The sequence below is a fragment of the Pseudomonas sp. ENNP23 genome (assembly GCF_001728945.1).
Taxonomy (GTDB): Bacteria; Pseudomonadota; Gammaproteobacteria; order Pseudomonadales; family Pseudomonadaceae; genus Metapseudomonas; species Metapseudomonas otitidis.
The window spans coordinates 81,054-97,619 of the sequence record NZ_LYSP01000009.1; the positions used below are offsets into that span (position 1 = coordinate 81,054).

Here is a 16,566-nt window from a genome sequence, read left to right on the forward strand (position 1 = left end):
GAGTCATGGCCAATGACCGGGCGGCGCGCCTCGCGCCAGTGGTGGAGATGGCCCAGAAGGCCGAGCGCGAAGCCGCGCGGCTGATGGGCCAGTGCCAGGCCCAACTGGCCCAGGCCGAGGGCAAGCTCGGCGACCTCGAACGCTACCGGGGCGATTACCAGCAGCAGTGGATCACCCAGGGCAGCCAGGGCGTCAGCGGCCAGTGGCTGACCAACTACCAGCGCTTCCTCTCGCAATTGGAGGCGGCGGTGAGCCAGCAGAGCCAGAGCGTGGCCTGGCACCGGGAGAACCTGAACCGTGCGCGGGACACCTGGCAGCAGCGCTACGCACGGCTGGAAGGCCTGAGAAAGCTGGTGCAGCGCTACCGTGACGAGGCACGGTTGGCAGAGGACAAGCGTGAGCAGCGCCTGCTGGATGAGCTCTCCCAGCGTCTGAATCGTCCCGTGCAGGAGTGAGGCGCGGGTTGCCGAGGTCTCGGGCGGGTGCTACATCTTCTCAGCACGCGCCTTTTAATCTGACCAAGGAGTCTTGCATGGCCATCACCTCGATGCCTTCGAGCGACGGGCAAGAGTTGACCATCGTCATTCAGGGACGTTTCGACTTCGGGGCCCACCAGGAATTTCGCGACGCCTACGAGCGCGTCAGCATTTCTCCCCAGCGCTATGTCGTCGACCTGAAGGGCACCACCTACCTCGACAGCTCCGCCCTCGGCATGCTCTTGCTGTTGCGTGACCATGCGGGAGGCGACAGCGCCCAGATCCGCCTGGCCAACTGCAACCCGGACGTCCGCAAGATCCTCGCCATTTCCAACTTCGAGCAACTGTTCCAGATTGCCTGAGGTGCCTGTGCCTGGCCGTCTGTCGATCCTCATCGCCGAGGACAACGCGGCCGACCGCATGCTGCTGTCCACCATTGTCAGCCGCCAGGGGCATCGCGCCCTGACTGCCGGCAACGGCGTGGAGGCGGTGGTGCTGTTCCAGCAGGAGCGGCCGAACCTGGTGCTGATGGATGCGCTGATGCCGGAGATGGACGGTTTCGAAGCCGCGCGGCGCATCAAGCAATTGGCGGGGGAGGAACTGGTTCCGATCATCTTCCTCACCTCCCTGACCGAGAACGAGGCCCTGGTGCGTTGCCTGGAGGCCGGCGGCGACGACTTTCTCGCCAAGCCCTACAACCGGGTCATCCTCGAAGCCAAGATCAACGCCATGGACCGCCTGCGCCGCCTGCAGGAGACGGTGCTGCACCAGCGCGACCTGATCGCGCGGCACCATGAACACCTGCTGAACGAGCAGCGGGTGGCCAAGGCGGTGTTCGACAAGGTGGCCCACTCCGGCTGCCTCAAGGCCAAGAACATCCGCTACCTGCAGTCGCCCTATGCGCTGTTCAACGGCGATCTGCTGCTGGCCGCCTTCAAGCCCTCGGGCGGCATGCATGTGCTGCTGGGTGACTTCACCGGCCACGGCTTGCCGGCGGCCATCGGGGCGATGCCCCTCGCCGAAGTGTTCTACGGCATGACAGCCAAGGGCTATGCCATGTCCGACATCCTCCGCGAGATGAACGCCAAGCTGAAGCGCATCCTGCCGGTGGGCGTGTTCTGCTGCGCCACATTGCTGAACCTCAGTTTCCAGCAGCGGGTCCTGGAGGTGTGGAACGGTGGCCTGCCGGAGGGCTACCTGCATCGCAGCGCCGATGGCAGCGTGGTGCCGCTGGTGTCCCGGCACCTGCCGCTGGGCGTACTGGAGCCGGCAGCATTCGATGCGGCCTATGAGGTCTACCCCGTGGAACCGGGGGATCGCATCTTCCTCTGGTCCGACGGCGTGCTGGAGACGCGTAACGAGGCCGGTGAGCTGTACGGCGACGAGCGGTTGAAGGGGGTGTTCGCCCGTTGCCGACGCTCCGAGCACCTGTTCGATGCCATCCAGCAGTCCCTGACAGCGTTCAGTGGTGAGGCCCAGGACGACGTCAGCATGATCGAAGTCGGCGTGGTGGACGGCCTGGAACAATGGCCGCAACTGGACTTCACCGACAGTGGCCAGCTCAGCCCCCTGGAGTGGTCGGCCAGCTTCGAATTCCGCGCCCAGACGCTCAAACGCTTCAATCCGTTGCCGTTCCTGTTGCAACTGCTACTGGAAGTGCAGGGGCTCAGGGAGCAGGGCGGCGCGCTGTACACCGTGCTGGCGGAGCTGTATTCCAATGCCCTGGAGCACGGCGTGCTGGGGTTGGACTCCGCCCTCAAGCGTGATGCCAAGGGGTTCGCCGAGTACTACCGCGAGCGCAGCGCCCGCCTGGAGCGGTTGGAGGAGGGGCATGTGCGCATCCACCTGGCATTGATGCCAGAGGGAGAGGGCGGTCGCCTGCGCATCCAGGTGGAGGACAGCGGCAAGGGATTCGACGCACGGCAATTGCCTGCCGCCCAGGGCGGCAAGGTGCTGCTCAGCGGGCGCGGCCTGAATCTCGTCAGGCAGCTTGCCGCACGCTGCGACTTGCCGGAGGATGGCAAGGGCATTCGCGTGGAGTTCGTCTGGCCGCGCCCATCCTGATGTTCACTGTGTTCTACCGGGGGTAACCGGGTTGTCTGATCTGCATATCGATACCACTGTGCTCGCTGCCTTGCAGGAGGTCATGGAGGACGAGTATCCCGTCTTGCTGGATACCTTCCTGGTGGACTCCGAGGAGCGACTGCGCCTGCTGCACCAGGCCTGCGACCAAGGTGACGCCCAGGGGCTGCGCCTGGCGGCTCACAGCTTCAAGGGCAGCTGCAGCAACATGGGGGCGCCCTTGCTGTCGTCGCTGTGCAAGCAATTGGAAGAAGCTGGGCGTCGTGAGCAACTCGACGAAGTGCCCTCGCTGGTGGAGCAGATCGAACGTGAATTCGCCATCGTGCGCATCCTCATGCGCTCCGAGCGGCAGCGGTACCGTCTCTGACGGCGGACTTGGCCCGCCACTTGCAAATGCCCAGGCACGAATCCAACCCCCAGCGGAGAGTGCCCATGCCCGTTGCCCCCGATATGCTTCTGCAGGCCAAGCCTGAGGTGAAGCCGAACTTTCAGGCGGCAAAGTCCCAGGTGAGGACGCCCGAGCCCAGCAACGGCGGGGCTCCCAGCTTCGCCCAGATGTATGCGAAGGAACGGCAAGCCAAGCCTGCAGAACGAAGTGAACCCGCGCCCAAGCAGGCACGGGACAAGCCCGTCGACAACCGCAAGAATGAAGAGCCAGCCGACAAACCGGCTGCCGCACCGGCAGACAAGCCGACCACCGTTGCCGATAGCGGCAACGCCTTGCCGTCGGATGCAGCCGTCACCACCGCCAGCGACGATTCGACGGATACCACGTCCAGCGACGGCAGTTCGACGCTCGATCCGCTGCTGCTGATGGCCATGAACGGCCAGACGCCGCCAGTGCCCGCCGAGCCGCAGGTACAGCCGGCCGAGGTGCAGCCCGAAGTGCCGGCGCTGGTGGTGACCACGCCGCTTGCGACGGCCCAGGCCCAGGCAGTCCAGTCCGCGGCAGAGGAAGCCGACCCGCTCCAGGGGGTTGTCGGCCTGCCTCAGACACTGCAGGCCAGCACTGAGGGCGACCCGGTCCAGGCGGCCACCACTGCCACAGTGAACAGCCAGAATTCCGCCAGCGGCAGCCATAACTTCGCCAGCGCCATGGCAGCCTTCTCCGAGAAGGATGCCGAGGTGAGCGAGACGCTGCCCGAGGCCGAGCTGCCAGCCGGTGAGCTCTCCGAACAACTGGCTAAGGGGCTCGGCGAGAACAAGGCGGAGATCCGCAGTGAGGTGCTGGACAGCCGCCTGAATGCCCTCAACCAGGCCGTGACCCAGCAATCGGCCATGGCCCAGCGAGCCCCGGCCGTGGTGCCCGGCCAACCGGTGGCCATCAACCAGAACGGCTGGAGCGAAGCCGTAGTGGATCGGGTGATGTGGCTGTCCAGCCAGAATCTGAAGTCCGCCGAGATCCAGCTCGACCCGCAGGAACTGGGGCGGCTGGAGGTGCGCATCCATGTGAACCAGGACCAGACCCAGGTCACCTTCGCCAGCCCCAACGCCGGCGTGCGGGATGCGCTGGAAGGGCAGATGCACCGCCTGCGCGACATGTTCAACCAGCAGGGCATGACCCAGCTTGACGTCAACGTCTCCGACCAGTCCCTGGCACGCAGTTGGCAGGGCCAGCAGGGTGGCGAGGGTGAGCGGCGTGGCGGCGGCAATGGCAATGGCGGCTTGCTGGGCGGTTCCGGCGATGACGAAACGCTGGCAGGCGTCAGCGAACTGCGACCTGCTGCGGTCGGCGTCGCCCGGGGGCTGGTGGACTACTACGCCTGATCCGTCGAGCCGACGCCGTCCTGTTCTAGACTTAGAGCGCCCGGTACGAGAACGTACCGGGCGCTTTTTCTTGGATGACAGGCGCGGGCGACACTGGTATACCCAGCGCGATTGTTGAGAGCCTGGCATAGCACTTGCTCACAACCCATTGAATGCGGACGGAAAGCCGCTCAGCGACGGAATATTGGCATGGCGAAGAAAGAAGCAGCGGCCGGGGAAGAGAAGCCGGCGGGCAAGAGCAAGCTCAAACTGATCATCCTGATCGTGGTGGCGCTGTTGCTGGCGATCGGGCTTTCCGTCGGAGCCACCTGGTTCTTCCTCAGCAAGGGCGGGGACAAGAAGGACGAGGGCAAGAAGGAGGAGGCGGCCGCCGAGCAAGCTGCTCCGGTCAAGAAAATGGCCATCTACGAGCCGCTGGCCCCCGCCTTCGTGGTCAACTTCAACCAGAACGGCCGGCAGCGTTACATGCAGGTCAGCTTGGCGCTGATGGCCCGCGACAAGGGTGAGATGGACGCCCTGAAAGTTCACATGCCGGTGCTGCGCAACAAGCTCGTCATGCTCTTTTCCGGCCAGAACTTCGACAGCCTGGTGACTGCCGTGGGCAAGGAAATGCTGCGCCAGCAGGCCACCGCGACCGTCCAGGAACTTGCCAAGCAGGAAACCGGGAAGGTCGTGATCGAGCAGGTCCTGTTCACCAATTTCGTATTGCAGTAGGCGGGTTCAACCATGGCTGTACAAGACCTCCTTTCCCAGGACGAGATCGATGCCCTGTTGCACGGCGTCGACGATGGCCTCGTAGAGACCGAGAGCGACGCCGAGCCTGGCAGTGTCAAAAGCTATGACCTGACCAGCCAGGACCGAATCGTTCGCGGGCGCATGCCCACCCTCGAAATGATCAACGAGCGCTTCGCCCGTTACACCCGTATCAGCATGTTCAACCTGCTGCGCCGCTCCGCCGACGTTGCCGTGGGTGGCGTGCAGGTGATGAAGTTCGGCGAGTACGTTCACTCCTTGTACGTCCCCACCAGCCTCAACCTGGTGAAGATGAAGCCGTTGCGTGGCACCGGGCTGTTCATCCTCGACGCCAAGCTGGTGTTCAAGCTGGTGGACAACTTCTTCGGCGGCGATGGCCGCCACGCCAAGATCGAAGGCCGCGAATTCACCCCGACTGAACTGCGGGTCGTGCGCATGGTCATCGACCAGGCCTTCGTCGACTTGAAGGAGGCCTGGCATGCGGTGATGGACGTGCACTTCGAGTACATCAACTCCGAGGTGAACCCGGCACTCGCCAATATCGTCAGTCCCAGCGAAGTGGTGGTGGTGTCCACCTTCCACATCGAGCTGGACGGCGGCGGCGGTGACCTGCACATCACCATGCCCTATTCGATGATCGAGCCGATCCGCGAGATGCTCGATGCCGGCTTCCAGTCCGACGTCGACGACCAGGACGAGCGCTGGATCAAGGCCCTGCGCGAAGACATCCTCGATGTCAGCGTGCCGGTGGCCGCCACCGTGGTGCGCCGTCAGTTGCGCCTGCGGGACATCCTGCACATGCAGCCGGGGGACGTGATCCCGGTGGACATGCCCGAGTACATGATCATGCGCGCCAACGGCGTGCCGGCCTTCAAGGCCAAGCTGGGGGCCCACAAGGGCAACCTGTCGCTGCAGATACTGGATCCTATCGACCGTCCCCGCTGACGGACGGTCGCTCTCATTACGTAAGCCCAAGAGGTCGAGATGGCAGACGAAGAAGAAAACACCACGCCCGAGGAACAGGCGCTTGCCGACGAGTGGGCGGCCGCGCTGGAGGAGGCCGGCGAAAGCCCCGGCCAGGACGATATCGACGCACTGATGAACCAGGGCGCCGCCCCGGAGGCCCCTGCTGCCAACCCCCGTGCGCCCATGGAGGAGTTCGGCAGCGTGCCGCGTTCCAACGCGCCGGTGAGCCTGGATGGCCCGAACCTGGATGTGATCCTCGATATTCCCGTATCCATCTCCATGGAAGTGGGCAATACCGACATCACCATCCGCAACCTGTTGCAGTTGAACCAGGGCTCGGTGATCGAGCTGGACCGTCTGGCCGGTGAGCCGCTGGACGTGCTGGTCAACGGCACCCTGATCGCTCACGGCGAGGTGGTGGTGGTGAACGAGAAGTTCGGCATCCGCCTGACCGACGTGATCAGCCCCAGCGAACGCATCAAGAAACTGCGCTGACCATGGGCCGCCTACTGCTCGCTCTCATCTTCGCGCCGACGGTCGCTTTGGCCGCCGAGCCGGCAGCGGTCGTCCAGGTGCCTGCTGCGGCCAGTGCCACGGTCGCGTCTGCGGTGGCCGGCGGCAGCGGTGTGGCCGCTCAGCTCGGCCAGCTCACTCTGGGCTTGCTGCTGGTAGTGGGCGTGATCTTCCTGCTCGCCTGGTTGTTGCGCCGGGTGCAGCAGATGGGGCCGCGCGGCAGTGACCGGGCGATCCGCCTGATCGCCAGCCAGGCCCTCAGCCCGCGGGATCGGCTGGTGCTGGTCCAGGTAGGCAACGAGCAGGTTCTGCTCGGGCTCACGCCGGGCCGTATCACCCCGCTCCATGTGCTCAAGGAGCCGGTGCATCTGCCTGACTCGCAACCTGCCCAGCCCGAATTCGCCCAGCGCTTGATGGAGTTGTTGGGCAAGGACAAGGACAAGCACTGATGGCCTTCTGGCGCATCCTCCTCGCCCTGCTGCTGGCGGTGGCAGCCCCCTTTGCGCTGGGCGCCGACGACCCGTTGTCGGTCTCTGCCATCACCCTGACCACCGACGCCCAGGGTCAGCAGGAGTACTCGGTCAGCCTGCAGATCCTGCTGATCATGACGGCGCTGAGTTTCATTCCGGCGTTCGTCATGCTGATGACCAGCTTCACCCGGATCATCATCGTCTTCTCCATCCTTCGCCAGGCGCTGGGTCTGCAGCAGACCCCGTCGAACCAGATCCTCACGGGGATGGCGCTGTTCCTGACGATGTTCATCATGGCGCCGGTGTTCGATCAGGTGAACCGCGATGCCTTGCAGCCTTACCTGAATGGGCAACTGCCGGCCCAAGAGGCGATCAAGCGGGCCGAAGTACCGGTGAAGAACTTCATGCTGGCGCAAACCCGCTCCAGTGACCTGGAGCTGTTCGTGCGGCTGTCCAAGCGCACCGACATCCCCAGCGCCGACGCCACGCCGTTGACCATTCTGGTGCCGGCTTTCGTCACGTCCGAGCTGAAGACCGCGTTCCAGATCGGCTTCATGATCTTCATTCCGTTCCTGATCATCGACCTGGTGGTGGCGAGCGTGTTGATGGCGATGGGCATGATGATGCTCTCGCCGCTGATCATCTCGTTGCCGTTCAAGATCATGCTGTTCGTGCTGGTGGATGGCTGGGCGCTGATCATCGGCACCCTGGCCGGAAGCTTCGGAGGCGTCTAGCGATGACACCCGAGATTGCCGTCGACCTGTTCCGCGAGGCGCTGTGGCTGACCTGCGTCATCGTCGGAATCCTGGTGGTGCCGAGCCTGGTGGTGGGCCTGATCGTGGCGATGTTCCAGGCCGCGACCCAGATCAACGAACAGACTCTGAGCTTCCTGCCGCGCCTGCTGGTGATGCTGTTGACGTTGATGGTGGCCGGCCCTTGGCTGACCCGTGAGCTGATGGAGTACATCACCACGCTCTACCACAACATCCCCATGCTGATCGGCTGAGATGCTGGAGCTTACCTCCTCGCAGATCGGTGGCTGGGTCGCCAGCCTGGTGCTGCCGCTGTTCCGCATCGCTTCCTTGTTGATGACCATGCCGCTGTTCGGGACCCAGTTGGTGCCGAATCGCGTGCGGCTCTACCTCGCCCTCGCCATCACCGTGGTGCTGGCACCCAACCTGCCGCCGATGCCCGAGTTGGATGCCATAAGCCTGCGGGCCTTCCTGTTGGTGCTGGAGCAGGTACTGATCGGGGCTGTGATGGGCTTTGCCCTGCAGTTGTTCTTCCACGCCTTCGTGGTGGCCGGCCAGATCCTGGCGGTACAGATGGGTCTGGGCTTTGCTTCCATGGTCGACCCCACCAACGGGGTGTCGGTGCCGGTCATCGGCCAGTTCTTCACCATGCTGGTGACGCTGCTGTTCCTGGCCATGAACGGCCATCTGGTGGTCTTCGAGGTGCTGGCCGAGAGCTTCGTGACCCTGCCGGTGGGTGGGGGGCTGATGACCGCACACTTCTGGGAGCTGGCCACGCGGTTGGGCTGGGTGCTGGGGGCTGGCCTTCTGCTGGCATTGCCGGCGATCACGGCGCTGCTGGTGGTGAACATCGCCTTCGGCGTGATGACCCGCGCCGCGCCGCAGTTGAACATCTTCTCCATCGGTTTTCCGCTCACTGTGGCCATGGGCCTGGTGATCATCTGGATCGGCATGGCCGACATCCTGTCCCAGTACCAGGTGCTGGCTACCGACGCACTGCAACTGCTGCGCGAGCTGGTGAGGGCGCGCTGATGCTCCTTCAACCCACTACCCGTCCCGGTCGGTCAACCGGGCCTGCTGCCGAGGTGCGCCATGGCGGAGAGTGAGAGCGGGGCGGACAAGAGCGAAGAACCCACAGCGAAACGCCAGCAGGAGGCACGCGAGAAGGGGCAGATCGCTCGATCCCGGGAGCTGAACACCCTGGCCATTACCCTGGGTGGGGCAGGGGGGCTGCTGGCCACCGGTGGGGGGCTGGCGGACATGATGATGAAGATGATGCGCAGCAGCTTCGACTTCTCCCGCGAGGTGTTGCTGGACGAGCGCAGCATGGGCCTGTTCCTCTTGCATGCCGGGCAGATGGCGCTCTCAGCGACGATGCCGCTGATGGTGACTCTGCTGATCATCTCCCTCGCAGCACCGACGGCACTTGGGGGCTGGCTGTTCTCTCTGGAGGCGATGGCGCCCAAGTTCAGCCGGATGAACCCGTTGTCCGGTCTCAAGCGCATGTTTTCCACTCACGCGCTGGTGGAGTTGCTCAAGGCCCTGGGCAAGTTCGCGCTGGTGCTGATAGTGGCGCTCATGGTGCTCTCTGCCGATGCCGACGATCTGCTGGCAATCGCCCATGAGCCGCTGGACCAGGCCATCCTGCACAGCGTTTACGTGGTGGGCTGGAGTGCGGTCTGGCTGGCCTGCGGGTTGATCCTCATCGCTGGGATCGACGTGCCTTTCCAGCTCTGGGACAACAAGCAGAAGCTGATGATGACCAAGCAGGAGGTCCGCGACGAATACAAGGACTCCGAGGGTAAGCCCGAGGTAAAGGCGCGCATCCGCCGCATGCAGCGGGAGATGGCCGAGCGCCGCATGATGGCGGCTGTGCCCCAGGCCGACGTGGTCATCACCAACCCGACCCACTTCGCCGTGGCGCTCAAGTACGACCCCGCCAAGGGCACCGCGCCGGTATTGCTGGCCAAGGGCAACGATTTCACCGCGCTGAAGATTCGCGAGATCGCCCAGGAGCACAAGGTCACCGTCCTGGAATCGCCGGCACTGGCGCGGGCGGTGTTCTATTCCACCGAGCTGGACCACGAGATTCCGGCAGGTCTCTACCTGGCGGTTGCCCAGGTGCTGGCATACGTCTACCAGCTCAAGCAGTTCCGGGCGGGCAAGGCCAAGCGACCGCCGCCGCTGTCCGAGCCGCCCATCCCTGCCGATCTGCGGCGCGACGAATAGGTCGCGAACCTGTTCGCGTCGCCATAACGCGCTGTTCTGCCAGGGTTTCACGAAGTTGGAAGGGTTCTTGCACCAGTGCTTGTGCGCGGCTTCGCGCGTCAAGATTTTGAATGGCTGGGCAGGCTTGCCCGCCAGTGCTCGAGGACCTCGATGTGGATCGCACGCAACTGATGGGCAACCTGCGCGGCAACGTCGCCAGCCTCTCCCGGGGCAACCTGGGGGTGCCGCTGCTGGTGCTGGTGATGCTGGGGATGATGACCCTGCCGGTGCCGCCCTTCCTGCTGGACGTGTTCTTCACGTTCAACATCGCGCTGTCCATCGTCGTCCTGCTGGTCAGTGTCTATGCGCTGCGCCCGCTGGACTTCGCGGTCTTCCCCACCATCCTGCTGGTTGCCACCTTGTTGCGCCTGGCGCTCAACGTGGCCTCCAGTCGTGTGGTGCTGCTGCATGGTCAGGAGGGGCATGACGCGGCGGGCAAGGTGATCCAGGCCTTCGGTGAGGTGGTGATCGGCGGCAACTACGTGGTTGGTGCGGTGATCTTCGCGATCTTGATGATCATCAACTTCGTGGTGGTCACCAAGGGTGCCGGGCGCATCTCCGAAGTGAGTGCGCGCTTCACCCTGGACGCGATGCCGGGCAAGCAGATGGCTATCGACGCTGACCTCAATGCCGGCCTGATCGACCAGAACGAGGCCAAGAAGCGCCGTGCCGAGGTGTCTCAGGAGGCGGACTTCTACGGCTCCATGGACGGCGCCAGCAAGTTCGTGCGTGGCGATGCCATTGCCGGGCTGCTGATCCTGTTCATCAACCTCATCGGCGGAATGGCCATCGGTATCGTCCAGCATGGGCTGACCTTCGGCGAGGCCGGGCGCATCTATTCGCTGCTGACCATCGGTGACGGCCTGGTGGCGCAGATCCCCTCGCTGCTGCTCTCTACTGCTGCGGCGATCATGGTGACCCGCGTGTCCAGCTCCGAAGACATGGGCCAGCAGGTCAATCGCCAGATGTTCACCTCGCCCAAGGCGCTGGCCGTTTCCGCGGCCATCCTTGTTGCGATGGGCTTGGTGCCGGGTATGCCGCATGTCTCGTTCATCGGTCTGGGGGCGATTTGTGCCGGCGGTGCCTGGTGGATCTGGCACAAGTCGAAAAAGGCCCAGGAAGCGGCGGCCCAGGAGGTTCAGCGTCAGCAGGAGCTGCTGCCGGCCCAGCGTCCTCAGGAAACCAAGGAGCTGGGTTGGGACGACGTCACCCCAGTGGACATGGTGGGGCTGGAGGTTGGCTACCGGCTGATCCCGCTGGTGGACCGCAACCAGGGCGGCCAGTTGCTGGCGCGGATCAAGGGTGTGCGCAAGAAGCTCTCCCAGGAGATGGGCTTCCTCATGCCGTCGGTGCATATCCGCGACAACCTCGACCTGCTGCCCAACGCCTATCGGCTGACGCTGATGGGCGTGAGCGTGGCGGAAGCGGAGGTCTACCCGGATCGCGAGTTGGCGATCAATCCTGGCCAGGTATTCGGCACGCTCAACGGCATTGCCGCCAAGGATCCGGCGTTTGGCCTGGAGGCCGTCTGGATCGATGCCAGCCAGCGCGACCAGGCGCAATCCCTGGGTTACACGGTAGTGGATGCGAGCACGGTGGTGGCCACCCACCTCAACCAGATCCTGCACAAGCATGCCCACGAGCTGCTGGGGCACGAAGAGGTCCAGCAGCTCATGCAACTGCTGGCCAAGAGCTCGCCGAAGCTGGCTGAGGAGCTGGTGCCGGGCCTGGTATCCCTGTCGACGCTGCTCAAGGTGCTGCAGAACCTGCTGCAGGAACAGGTGCCGGTACGCGACATCCGCACCATTGCCGAAGCCATCGCGAACGTGGCGCCGAAGAGTCAAGATCCCGCCGCTATGGTGGCAGCGGTTCGCGTCGCACTTTCTCGCGCAATCGTCCAAGGCATTGTGGGACTAGAGCCGGAGCTGCCTGTGATCACCCTGGAGCCCAGGTTGGAACAGATTTTGCTGAACAGTATGCAGAAGGCCGGTCAGGGCGCGGAGGATGGCATCCTCCTCGAACCGGGCATGGCCGAGAAGCTGCAACGTTCCCTGGTGGACGCGGCGCAGCGCCAGGAGATGCTCGGCAAGCCGGCGATCCTCCTGGTGGCAGGCCCGATCCGATCCATGATGTCGCGCTTCGCCCGGCTGGCTGTACCCACCATGAGCGTACTGGCCTACCAGGAAATACCGGACAACAAGCAGGTCACCATAGTTGCGACTGTGGGGCAGAACTAACCGAGGTCACAGGCCATGCAGGTCAAACGCTTCTTCGCTGCGGATATGCGCCAGGCCATGAAACTGGTGCGGGACGAACTGGGCGCCGATGCTTCCATCATCGGTACCCGGCGCGTGGCCGGTGGTGTCGAGATCACGGCTGCGCTCGACTACCCCATGCCTGCACCGGCCCCCAGCAAGCCGAACCCGGCCCTGGAAGCGGAGCTGCGCCGCACTCAGGCACGCATCGCCGAGGCCCATGCCGAGCTGTCCAATCGCGCCGCTCGCGCGGATTCGGGGCGCAACCGGCAACTGGTCCCGGATCGCTCCGAGCCCTCACCCGAGGCCCTTGAGGCCGCCATGCGTCCGACTCGTCCTGTCGTGGCACCGGCAGCCGTCGCAGCCGTTCCGGTCACCCCGGCTGCTGCGCCAGTGGCCGACCAGCGCGCGCTGGATGCCATGCGTTTCGAACTCAACGGGCTGCGCGAGCTGATCGAAGTCCAGCTCGGCTCCATCGCCTGGAGCCAGATGCAGAACCGCCGCCCGCAGCAGGCCAACCTGTGGCGCCGCCTGCAGCGGATGGGGCTGCCGGTCGAACTGTCCCGCGCGTTGCTGGAGCGCGTCAGCAGCGTCAAGGATCCGCGCCAGGCCTGGCGCATGGTGCTGGCTCATCTGGCCCACGCCATCCGCACCCCTGTCGAGGAACCGTTGGAAGAGGGCGGCGTGATCGCCTTGGTCGGCCCTGCCGGCATGGGCAAGACCACCACCCTGGCCAAACTGGCCGCCCGCTATGTGCTTAAGTACGGTGCCCAGCAGATTGCTCTCGTGAGCATGGACAGCTACCGGATCGGTGCCCAGGAACAGTTGAAGACCCTGGGCCGCATCCTCGGTGTGTCCGTCACTCACGTCGATCCGGGCCAGTCGCTGACCCAGGCCCTCGCCCCCCTTGAACGCAAACGAGTGGTGTTGATTGATACGGCGGGGCTGCCGGCGAACGATCCGGCGCTTAAAATGCAGCTCGAGACATTGGCCAGTCGCAGCGTGAAAGCGCGCAATTTCCTCGTTTTGGCTGCAACCAGTCAAAGCCAGGTGCTGAAAGCGGCCTACCATAGTTACAAGCGGTGTGGCCTTTCGGGCTGCATCCTGACCAAGCTCGATGAAGCCGCGAGCCTGGGCGAAGTGTTGGGACTGGCTATCGGCCAGCATCTGCCGGTAGCCTATCTCGCTGATGGGCCTCGGATTCCGGATGACCTCCAGCTTCCGCGCAGCCACCAACTGGTGAGCCGTGCAGTGAGCCTTCAGGCGCCGGAGGACCCCAGCGAGGAAGCCATGGCCGACCTGTTCGCAGGTTTGTACCAGGCGCCTACTCGCCAGGTTGGATAGAAACCCGAAGCCGCCCGGGACGGGTGGCGTGAATGCGCCAAGTGGCCCAGTCGACGTGAACAAGGTGTGTGATAAATGGGTAGTTTGCATCCCGTACAGGTGATTGCTGTAACCGGTGGCAAGGGCGGTGTCGGCAAGACCAACGTGTCCGTGAACCTCTCGCTGGCGCTGGCCGACCTGGGGCGCCGCGTGATGCTGCTGGACGCCGACCTCGGCCTGGCCAACGTCGATGTGCTGCTCGGGCTGACGCCGAAGCGTACCCTGGCGGACGTGATCGCAGGCGAGTGCGATCTGCGTGACGTGCTGCTGCAGGGGCCGGGGGGGGTCCGCATCGTGCCGGCGGCGTCCGGTACGCAAAGCATGGTCCAGCTCTCGCCCATGCAGCACGCCGGCCTGATTCAGGCTTTCAGCGAGATCAGCGACAACCTGGACGTGCTGGTGATCGATACCGCCGCCGGCATCGGCGATGCGGTTGTCAGCTTCGTTCGTGCAGCGCAGGAAGTGATCGTGGTCGTTTGCGACGAGCCCACGTCCATCACCGACGCCTACGCGCTGATCAAGCTGCTCAATCGCGACTTCGGCATGAGCCGTTTCCGGGTGCTGGCCAATATGGCCCACAGCCCGCAGGAAGGTCGCAACCTCTTTGCTAAGCTGACCAAGGTGACCGATCGTTTCCTCGATGTTGCCCTGCAGTACGTCGGTGCCGTGCCCTACGACGAGTCCGTGCGCAAGGCGGTGCAGAAGCAGCGAGCGGTTTACGAAGCGTTTCCGCGTTCGAAATGTGCCCTTGCTTTCAAGGCGATTGCTCAGAAGGTCGACAGTTGGCCGTTACCGGCGAATCCACGCGGCCATCTTGAGTTCTTCGTCGAGCGACTGGTGCAGCAACCCATCGCGGATTCGACCGTATGACACCACCCGCAAGTGGACTTCGCATGTACAACAAGGCTCAGGCTGGGGACTCCCAGCACCAGCTGATCGAGCGCTACGCGCCTCTGGTCAAGCGGATTGCCTACCACCTGCTGGCGCGCCTACCGGCGAACGTGCAGGTTGAAGACCTCATGCAGGCAGGGATGATCGGCCTGCTGGAAGCGTCGAAGAAGTATGACTCCAGCAAAGGCGCAAGTTTTGAGACCTACGCCGGCATCCGTATCCGCGGTGCGATGCTGGACGAGGTCCGCAAGGGTGACTGGGCGCCGCGCTCGGTCCACCGCAACACCCGGATGGTCAGCGACGCCATCCGCAAAGTCGAGGCAAGAACCGGACGTGACGCTAAAGATCAGGAGGTTGCGGCCGAACTTGGATTGAGTCTCGAAGATTACTACGGCATCCTGAGCGACACTTTGGGCAGCCGGCTGTTCAGCTTCGACGACCTTCTGGAAGGCGGGGAGCATGGCACGGCGCACGAAGACACCGGAGTCACCCATCTCGAACCTTCGAATGACCTGGAAGACGAGCGCTTCCAGGCGGCGCTGGCCGATGCCATCGCCAATCTGCCGGAACGAGAGCGCCTGGTGCTGGCGCTGTATTACGACGAAGAGCTGAATTTGAAGGAAATCGGTGAAGTGCTGGGAGTCAGTGAATCCCGAGTCAGTCAGTTGCACAGCCAGTGCGCCGCGCGTTTGCGGGCCCGGCTGGGTGAGTGGCGTGCCTGAAGCATACCGGTTTTTCGATTTAACGACGCCCCCGTGACCCGGGGGCGTTCAGGACTGTACGGAGGTCGATTTGGACAAGAACATGAAAATCCTCATCGTGGACGATTTCTCTACGATGAGACGCATCATCAAGAACCTCCTGCGTGATTTGGGCTTCACCAACACCGCAGAGGCCGACGACGGCACGACCGCCTTGCCGATGCTGCATAGCGGTAACTTCGATTTTCTGGTTACCGACTGGAACATGCCCGGCATGACCGGCATCGACCTGCTGCGTGCCGTGCGTGCCGACGAGCGCCTGAAGCATCTGCCGGTGCTGATGGTGACCGCCGAGGCCAAGCGCGATCAGATCATCGAAGCCGCCCAGGCCGGCGTGAACGGGTACGTGGTCAAGCCGTTCACGGCCCAGGTGCTCAAAGAGAAGATTGAAAAGATCTTCGAGCGGGTCAACGGCTGATGCCAGTCGCGAGGACGCCATGGATAAAGATTCCCAGTCGGGAGACCTCGAGTCGACCCTGAAAAATCATGCACGCGAGCTGGTGGAAACCCTTGAACGGGGCAACTTCGGCGATGCGGTGCAACTGATCCACGAACTGAACAAGGTCCGCGATCGCGGCTTGTACCAGGAAGTCGGCAAGCTCACCCGCGAGCTGCACAACGCGATCGTCAACTTCCAGATCGATCCGCACCTGCCGCACGCCAAGGAAATGTCCCAGATCGCGGATGCGACGGATCGCCTCTCCTACGTCGTGCACATGACGGAGAAGGCGGCCAACCGCACCATGGATCTGGTGGAGGAGAGTGCACCGCTGCTCAACGGCCTGGGCGATGAAGCTCAGAGTCTTTCCGAGGAGTGGGGTCGTTTCATGCGGCGTGAGATCGGAGCGGATGCGTTCCGGGAGCTTGCCAAGCGCATCGAATCGTTCCTGGCGCGCAGCCAGCGCGATACCGAGCAGCTATCCTCCCATATGAACGACATCCTGCTGGCACAGGACTATCAGGACCTGACTGGGCAAGTGATCAAGCGTGTCACGCAGTTGGTGACCGAAGTTGAGCACAATCTGGTGAAACTGGTGCTGATGGCCAGTGACGTGGACCGTTTCGCAGGCATCCAGCATGACCGCGAAGCAATGGCTGTCGAGAAAGAAAAACTAAAAGATCCATCTAGGGGTGAAGGTCCGCAGATCAATGCCGATAAGCGTGATGACGTCGTGGCCGACCAGGTCGACGTCGATGATCTGTTATCCAGCCTTGGTTTCTAGGGGAGC

The 16,566-nt window shown here is 63.8% G+C and carries 19 protein-coding genes; all 19 read left to right on the plus strand.

The features are described 5' to 3' along the window. Positions 1 to 5 precede the first annotated feature (5 nt). Entirely contained in the window at positions 6 to 455 is a 450-nt protein-coding gene (fliJ, locus tag A9G05_RS07455) for a flagellar export protein FliJ (protein WP_069560368.1), read from the plus strand. Positions 456 to 532: 77 nt separating this feature from the next. Then, positions 533 to 838 carry an STAS domain-containing protein gene (locus tag A9G05_RS07460; RefSeq protein ID WP_069560369.1) on the plus strand — a complete coding sequence of 102 codons (306 nt, stop codon included), beginning with the start codon at positions 533 to 535 and terminating at the stop codon, positions 836 to 838. Between the two features lie 7 nt (positions 839 to 845). Further along, positions 846 to 2,540: a fused response regulator/phosphatase gene (locus A9G05_RS07465; RefSeq protein ID WP_139131099.1), complete on the plus strand. Its 1,695-nt coding sequence runs from the start codon at positions 846 to 848 to the stop codon at positions 2,538 to 2,540. 31 nt (positions 2,541 to 2,571) lie between these two features. Next, positions 2,572 to 2,925 (plus strand): Hpt domain-containing protein, encoded by a 354-nt coding sequence (locus A9G05_RS07470; RefSeq protein ID WP_069560370.1) that lies wholly within the window; start codon positions 2,572 to 2,574, stop codon positions 2,923 to 2,925. A gap of 65 nt (positions 2,926 to 2,990) precedes the next feature. Continuing rightward, positions 2,991 to 4,325: a flagellar hook-length control protein FliK gene (locus A9G05_RS07475; RefSeq protein ID WP_069560371.1), complete on the plus strand. Its 1,335-nt coding sequence runs from the start codon at positions 2,991 to 2,993 to the stop codon at positions 4,323 to 4,325. A gap of 189 nt (positions 4,326 to 4,514) precedes the next feature. Next, a complete protein-coding gene (gene fliL, locus A9G05_RS07480; RefSeq protein WP_069560372.1) occupies positions 4,515 to 5,039 on the plus strand; it encodes a flagellar basal body-associated protein FliL in 525 nt (174 codons plus the stop codon). A gap of 12 nt (positions 5,040 to 5,051) precedes the next feature. Then, positions 5,052 to 6,023 carry a flagellar motor switch protein FliM gene (fliM, locus tag A9G05_RS07485; protein ID WP_069560373.1) on the plus strand — a complete coding sequence of 324 codons (972 nt, stop codon included), beginning with the start codon at positions 5,052 to 5,054 and terminating at the stop codon, positions 6,021 to 6,023. Between the two features lie 39 nt (positions 6,024 to 6,062). Beyond that, the gene (gene fliN, locus A9G05_RS07490; RefSeq protein ID WP_069560374.1) at positions 6,063 to 6,539 is read left to right on the plus strand and encodes a flagellar motor switch protein FliN; all 477 of its coding nucleotides are present in this window, start codon (positions 6,063 to 6,065) and stop codon (positions 6,537 to 6,539) included. A gap of 2 nt (positions 6,540 to 6,541) precedes the next feature. After that, on the plus strand, positions 6,542 to 7,006 hold the full coding sequence (fliO, locus tag A9G05_RS07495) for a flagellar biosynthetic protein FliO (protein ID WP_069560375.1): 465 nt from the start codon (positions 6,542 to 6,544) through the stop codon (positions 7,004 to 7,006). After that, the gene (gene fliP, locus A9G05_RS07500) at positions 7,006 to 7,761 is read left to right on the plus strand and encodes a flagellar type III secretion system pore protein FliP (RefSeq protein WP_069560376.1); all 756 of its coding nucleotides are present in this window, start codon (positions 7,006 to 7,008) and stop codon (positions 7,759 to 7,761) included. Before fliO ends, fliP begins: the two co-directional genes overlap by 1 nt. A 2-nt stretch (positions 7,762 to 7,763) precedes the next feature. Then, a complete protein-coding gene (fliQ, locus tag A9G05_RS07505; RefSeq protein WP_069560377.1) occupies positions 7,764 to 8,033 on the plus strand; it encodes a flagellar biosynthesis protein FliQ in 270 nt (89 codons plus the stop codon). 1 nt (position 8,034) lies between these two features. After that, entirely contained in the window at positions 8,035 to 8,811 is a 777-nt protein-coding gene (fliR, locus tag A9G05_RS07510; protein WP_069560378.1) for a flagellar biosynthetic protein FliR, read from the plus strand. Positions 8,812 to 8,871: 60 nt separating this feature from the next. Next, entirely contained in the window at positions 8,872 to 10,008 is a 1,137-nt protein-coding gene (gene flhB, locus A9G05_RS07515; RefSeq protein WP_069560379.1) for a flagellar biosynthesis protein FlhB, read from the plus strand. Positions 10,009 to 10,160: 152 nt separating this feature from the next. Next, the gene (gene flhA / locus A9G05_RS07520) at positions 10,161 to 12,284 is read left to right on the plus strand and encodes a flagellar biosynthesis protein FlhA (RefSeq protein WP_069560420.1); all 2,124 of its coding nucleotides are present in this window, start codon (positions 10,161 to 10,163) and stop codon (positions 12,282 to 12,284) included. 15 nt (positions 12,285 to 12,299) lie between these two features. After that, positions 12,300 to 13,646 carry a flagellar biosynthesis protein FlhF gene (flhF, locus tag A9G05_RS07525; RefSeq protein ID WP_069560380.1) on the plus strand — a complete coding sequence of 449 codons (1,347 nt, stop codon included), beginning with the start codon at positions 12,300 to 12,302 and terminating at the stop codon, positions 13,644 to 13,646. Between the two features lie 75 nt (positions 13,647 to 13,721). Beyond that, complete coding sequence (gene fleN, locus A9G05_RS07530) at positions 13,722 to 14,555, plus strand: flagellar synthesis regulator FleN (RefSeq protein ID WP_069560381.1); 834 nt, start codon at positions 13,722 to 13,724, stop codon at positions 14,553 to 14,555. Continuing rightward, a complete protein-coding gene (fliA, locus tag A9G05_RS07535; RefSeq protein ID WP_044408109.1) occupies positions 14,552 to 15,298 on the plus strand; it encodes an RNA polymerase sigma factor FliA in 747 nt (248 codons plus the stop codon). Before fleN ends, fliA begins: the two co-directional genes overlap by 4 nt. Before the next feature lie 82 nt (positions 15,299 to 15,380). After that, a complete protein-coding gene (locus tag A9G05_RS07540; protein WP_003083073.1) occupies positions 15,381 to 15,755 on the plus strand; it encodes a chemotaxis response regulator CheY in 375 nt (124 codons plus the stop codon). A 19-nt stretch (positions 15,756 to 15,774) separates the two neighbouring features. Further along, positions 15,775 to 16,560 carry a protein phosphatase CheZ gene (locus A9G05_RS07545; protein ID WP_069560382.1) on the plus strand — a complete coding sequence of 262 codons (786 nt, stop codon included), beginning with the start codon at positions 15,775 to 15,777 and terminating at the stop codon, positions 16,558 to 16,560. Positions 16,561 to 16,566: the final 6 nt, after the last annotated feature.

Coding starts and splice junctions, on each gene's coding strand:
- fliJ (WP_069560368.1), top strand. CDS start 6: ATGGCCAATGACCGGGCGGCGCGCCTCGCGCCAGTGGTGGAGATGGCC.
- A9G05_RS07460 (WP_069560369.1), top strand. CDS start 533: ATGGCCATCACCTCGATGCCTTCGAGCGACGGGCAAGAGTTGACCATC.
- A9G05_RS07475 (WP_069560371.1), top strand. CDS start 2,991: ATGCCCGTTGCCCCCGATATGCTTCTGCAGGCCAAGCCTGAGGTGAAG.
- fliL (WP_069560372.1), top strand. CDS start 4,515: ATGGCGAAGAAAGAAGCAGCGGCCGGGGAAGAGAAGCCGGCGGGCAAG.
- fliM (WP_069560373.1), top strand. CDS start 5,052: ATGGCTGTACAAGACCTCCTTTCCCAGGACGAGATCGATGCCCTGTTG.
- fliN (WP_069560374.1), top strand. CDS start 6,063: ATGGCAGACGAAGAAGAAAACACCACGCCCGAGGAACAGGCGCTTGCC.
- fliO (WP_069560375.1), top strand. CDS start 6,542: ATGGGCCGCCTACTGCTCGCTCTCATCTTCGCGCCGACGGTCGCTTTG.
- fliP (WP_069560376.1), top strand. CDS start 7,006: ATGGCCTTCTGGCGCATCCTCCTCGCCCTGCTGCTGGCGGTGGCAGCC.
- fliQ (WP_069560377.1), top strand. CDS start 7,764: ATGACACCCGAGATTGCCGTCGACCTGTTCCGCGAGGCGCTGTGGCTG.
- fliR (WP_069560378.1), top strand. CDS start 8,035: ATGCTGGAGCTTACCTCCTCGCAGATCGGTGGCTGGGTCGCCAGCCTG.
- flhB (WP_069560379.1), top strand. CDS start 8,872: ATGGCGGAGAGTGAGAGCGGGGCGGACAAGAGCGAAGAACCCACAGCG.
- flhF (WP_069560380.1), top strand. CDS start 12,300: ATGCAGGTCAAACGCTTCTTCGCTGCGGATATGCGCCAGGCCATGAAA.
- fleN (WP_069560381.1), top strand. CDS start 13,722: ATGGGTAGTTTGCATCCCGTACAGGTGATTGCTGTAACCGGTGGCAAG.
- fliA (WP_044408109.1), top strand. CDS start 14,552: ATGACACCACCCGCAAGTGGACTTCGCATGTACAACAAGGCTCAGGCT.
- A9G05_RS07540 (WP_003083073.1), top strand. CDS start 15,381: ATGAAAATCCTCATCGTGGACGATTTCTCTACGATGAGACGCATCATC.
- A9G05_RS07545 (WP_069560382.1), top strand. CDS start 15,775: ATGGATAAAGATTCCCAGTCGGGAGACCTCGAGTCGACCCTGAAAAAT.